This is a genomic window from Roseomonas sp. TAS13, from assembly GCF_001950415.1.
Classification (GTDB): Bacteria; Pseudomonadota; Alphaproteobacteria; order Acetobacterales; family Acetobacteraceae; genus Roseomonas; species Roseomonas mucosa.
In genome coordinates, this window is sequence record NZ_BDLP01000365.1 from 1 (window position 1) to 4,271 (window position 4,271).

Genomic DNA, 4,271 nt, shown 5'->3' on the forward strand with positions numbered 1-4,271 from the left:
CCGGCGCGGCAGGGCGACCTTTACCGCGCGGCGCGCTCCCTGCGCCCCCGTGCGATCGGGCTGGTGGACGGGCTGTTCCGGGAGGCTCCGGCGGTCTGGCATCGAGAGATCCTCTGGGCGCTTTCCGAGGGCATCCCCGTGCTGGGCGCCGCCAGCATGGGCGCCCTGCGCGCCGCCGAATGCGGCGCCTTCGGGATGGAGGGGGTCGGTGCCGTCTACCGCGCCTATCGCGACGGGCGCTTTCCGCCCTTTGCCGGTCCCTTCGAGGATGACGACGAGGTCGCCATCCTGCACGCACCCGCCGAGGCCGGGTGGATCGCCGCCTCCGACGCCATGGTGGACCTGCGCGCCACCCTCGCGGCCGCATGGAGCGCCGGGGCGATCGGGCCGGAAGGCTGCGAGGCCCTGGCCCATGCGCTCAAGCGCCTGCCCTTCCCCGAAAGGAGCCATGCCCGCCTCCTCGCGGAAGCCGCGTCCCTGCCGTGCCCCGGTCCGGAGGCGCTGGAATGGCTGCGGCGCCACCCGGTCGCCCAGAAACGCCGCGATGCCGAGGAATTATTGGCGCGAATCGTCCGCGCCTCCCCCGATCGGAGGGCGCCGGGCTTTCGTTTCACCCGTAGCCTGGCCTGGGAGAGCTTCCTCGCCACGCAGGCGGCAGTGCCGCCACAGGGGGAGGAACAAGGGGAGAAACAGGGGGGAGGCGCATTGCTGCGGGAACTGGCGGTCTCCGATCCGGTCGCATGGCGGGAACTGCGCCTGACGGCGGAGGGCCATCCGGGCCTGTCCGTGCCCGGTGCGCCCGATGCCGCCGCGCTGGAGGATTTCCGGCATCGCCACGGTCTGTGGCGGCGCTCGGCGCTGGAGGCCTGGCTGGCGGCGCATGACCTCGACGAGGCCGGGCTGCACCGGCTGCTGGCGCGCGAGGCGGCGATCTGGGAGCGGCTGCGGCGCCCCCCTGCCCCGGCCTCCCGGGACGCCATGCTCGATGCCCTGCGCCTGTCCGGCCGCTATGCCGGGCTGAAGGCGCGGCTGGCCGGGCGGCCGGAGGACCGGGAGGGAGAGGACCGGGACCTGCCCGGCGAGGCCGTGCTGGATGCGGCGCTGCGCTGGTGGTTCGAGACCCGGGCAGGCCTGCCGCCCCCGCCACTGGGTGAGGAGGAGGCCGAGGCTCGGGCCCATTGCTTCCCCGATGCGGACGGCTTCCGGGCCGCCATCTGGCGGGAATACCGCGCCGCCATGGCCACGGAGGATGCGGCGGCCACCGACGGGACCGCCGCCCCCGACGGCGCCCCGCCCCGGGGCGGGGGCTGAGGCATGGCCGGCGGCACGCTGTTCCGGCTCTTTCCGCAATGGGCGCAGGGCTATGCCGAGCCCGAGCTGGTGGAACTGGCCGCCGCCCCCGGCAGCATCGGGCCCGGCCCGTCGGATTCCCGGATGTATGTCGCCCATGCGGTGGACAAGCGCGAGCCCTATGACCCGCCGGCCTGGCTGCCGCCCTACCGGGGCGCGCTGCTGCCGCCCGCCCAGCCGGACGGGGCCGGGAACTTCGACCACATCCCCTTCGGCACGCCGGAATTCCTGTCGGCGCATCTCTACGGCGTGACCCAGCTCGTGCTGGAGATCTGGGAGGACTATCTGGGCCAGCCGGTCCGGTGGTGGCATGCGGACGTGCTGCCGCGGCTGGAGCTGCAACCGGTCGTGTACTGGGCCAATGCCCAGTCCGGCTTCGGCTTCCTGGAGGCCGGACTGCGCTGGACCCGCTTCGGCCAGGCGCTGCCGCTCTGCCTCAGCTTCGACGTCGTGGCGCACGAGGTCGGCCACGCCATCCTCTTCTCCACGATGGGGGTGCCGAAATCCGGCGCGGTGGGCGGCACCTTCCTGGCCTTTCACGAAGCCTTCGCCGACCTGATCTCGACCCTTTCCGTGCTCCACTTCCCCTCGGTGGTGATGCGGCTGCTCGCCCAGACCTCGGGCAATCTCTACGAGCTGAACCTGGTCAGCCGGCTGGGCGAGCTTTCGGATGTCGAGCAGGTGCGGGTGGTGGACAACACCGTCCGGCTCCGCGACCTGCAAGGGCTGCGCCTGCTGGAGGACGGCACCTGGCGCGACCCGCTGAACCTCGGCCGCAACGCGCACGTGCTGGCGGCGCCGCTGACCGGCGCGGTCTGGGACATCCTGGTGGAGCTGTTCCAGGAAGGGCTGGTGGCGGAAGGCATCATCCCGCCGGACCGTGACACGCGGAGCTGGACGCCAGCGGCGGTCACGGCCGCGATGGCGCCGCTGCGCCATGCCTCGGCCGAGGCGCTGGCGCGTTTCGAGGGCGTCTTCCGCCATTGCCTGCACAGGGCGCGCGACCGGGTCGGGCTGGCCATGGCGCAGACCATCCTGCGGCTGGACCCGGAAACGCTGAGCTTCGGCCAGGTCGCGGCCCTGCTGATCGAGGCGCTGGCGGAGCCGGGCGCCACCCCGCGCATCGCGATGGGCGCGCTGCTCGATATCTTCGACGAGCGGGACATCGATCCCCGCCCCTTCCTGGCGGGGGCCTCCGCCGGAATGGCCCTCTCCGCTCCCCTGCCGCCCATGTCCCGCGCTGCCTGGGCCGGGCCGGGGGCGTCCCTTCCGCACCGGTCCTGGGCAAGGCCCTGCGGCTGCCACGGCGACATCATCGCCACACGCCGGATGATGCCGCACGGATCGCGCGCATCGGCCGGTTGAAAACACTCACGTATCGTTCCCGAATGGATATAATGCCGCGAAGCGTCTCGCGAATGGAGATGAAGCATGTCGGACAACCCTGAAGCGACACAGCCCGGCGCAGAGGCCGGAGAGTCCGAAGCGAAGCCCACCCCTGCGGCGCGGCTCGGCGAAACCCTCCTCGCCCCGGCCGCGATCCGCCTCTTCGGCGTGCCGTTCCCGGGCCTCGCCATCACCGACGCGTCCCGCACGCCCTATGACCGGGCCGGCGGGTTCCGGGACCCGCTGATGGCGCGGCTGGCACCGGGTGCCGAGCCGCCGCCGAAGCTGGCCCGGATCTTCGGCTACAGCTACGATGGGCAGTACGTGCCGCTGCCCGCGCCCGCCGTCTTCCTGGTGGAAGGCGAAGGCACCGCCGTCCCGGAACATGGCAGTGTCGCGACGACCGGCTTCATCCGGGACTCCGGGCATTTCATGGAGGGGCTGCGGGTCTGGCTCTTCGACCGCGGCGACATGGGGCTGCGCATCGATATCAGCACCGGCAGCATCGAATCCCTGCTGCATGGCGGCCGCGCCGACACGCTGATGGGCCGGGCCGAGGTCACCGGCCGGGCGGAGGTGACGGGCCGGGCCGAGGTCTTCGGCCGCGCCAATCTGGGCGGACGATGAGCGCGGGGCGCCGTCCGGGCCTCGCCCCCGGAAAGGCTGGAGGAAGCAGGGAAACCGGAACAGGGAGGCCAGCGAAGCAGGCGGAGCCGGGCCGCAGCCACCCGGAGCCTATTCGAGGAAGCCGCCGAGGAAGCCGCCACGGCTCCGGCCACGGCATTCCGCCCGGGCGATTGCCCCTGGCGGAATGCCGTGGCTCCGGATAACCGCTGCACTGGTCCCGGCACCGTTCCGATATTCCGGAGAAGGAAGCCTGGGGCATGTGGAGCCATGGAGTGGAAACCGAGAGTCTGGGGCGCCTGGCCCTCCTGCAAGGCGCCGACCCGGCCGCGCTGGAAAAGGCCGCACGACACGCGCGCTGCCGTTCCTGCGAGCCCGGCACGGTCCTGATCGATTTCGGCGAATTGTCGGACGACGTGTACTTCCTTCTCGAAGGCGCCGCGCGGGTCGTGGCGCGCACCGGGGAGGGCTACGAGATGATCCTGGGCGACCTGTCGCCCGGCGAGGCCTTCGGCGAGCTGGCGGCCATCACCGGGCAGCCGCGTTCCGCCAATGTCACCGCCCTGCACCGCTCGCGCTTCTGCGTCCTGCCGGGGCCGGCCTTCATGGAACTGGTGCTGGCCTCGCCCGCCGTGTCGCTACGCATGATGCGCTATCTCGCCGACCTCGTGCGCTCGCGCAGCGAAAGGCTGTTCGAGCTGGCGGCCCTGCCGGTGCGGCAGCGGCTCTATGCCGAACTCCTGCGCCTGTCGCGCGGGCGCGGCAAGCCGGGCCAGACGGCCGAGCGCGTGGTCAGCCCACCGCCGCCGCACCATGTGCTGGCCGCCCGCATCGGCGCCCGGCGCGAGGCCGTGTCGCGGCAGTTGTCGGACATGGAAAAGGCCGGGCTGATCGATGCGAGCCGCAGCGGC

4 protein-coding genes are annotated in these 4,271 nt (G+C 72.5%); all 4 read left to right on the plus strand.

Annotation, left to right across the window (positions count from 1 at the left end; all coding sequences use genetic code 11):
- Nucleotides 1–1,311: TfuA-like protein (locus tag ROTAS13_RS20220; RefSeq protein ID WP_075823232.1), on the plus strand; the 1,311-nt coding region annotated here is incomplete at its 5' end.
- Between the two features lie 3 nt (nt 1,312–1,314).
- A complete protein-coding gene (locus tag ROTAS13_RS20225) occupies nt 1,315–2,715 on the plus strand; it encodes a hypothetical protein (RefSeq protein WP_075823233.1) in 1,401 nt (466 codons plus the stop codon).
- A gap of 66 nt (nt 2,716–2,781) precedes the next feature.
- Entirely contained in the window at nt 2,782–3,363 is a 582-nt protein-coding gene (locus ROTAS13_RS20230) for a hypothetical protein (RefSeq protein ID WP_026033134.1), read from the plus strand.
- 272 nt (nt 3,364–3,635) lie between these two features.
- On the plus strand, nt 3,636–4,271 hold a 636-nt coding region (locus ROTAS13_RS20235; RefSeq protein ID WP_253187721.1), incomplete at its 3' end, for a Crp/Fnr family transcriptional regulator.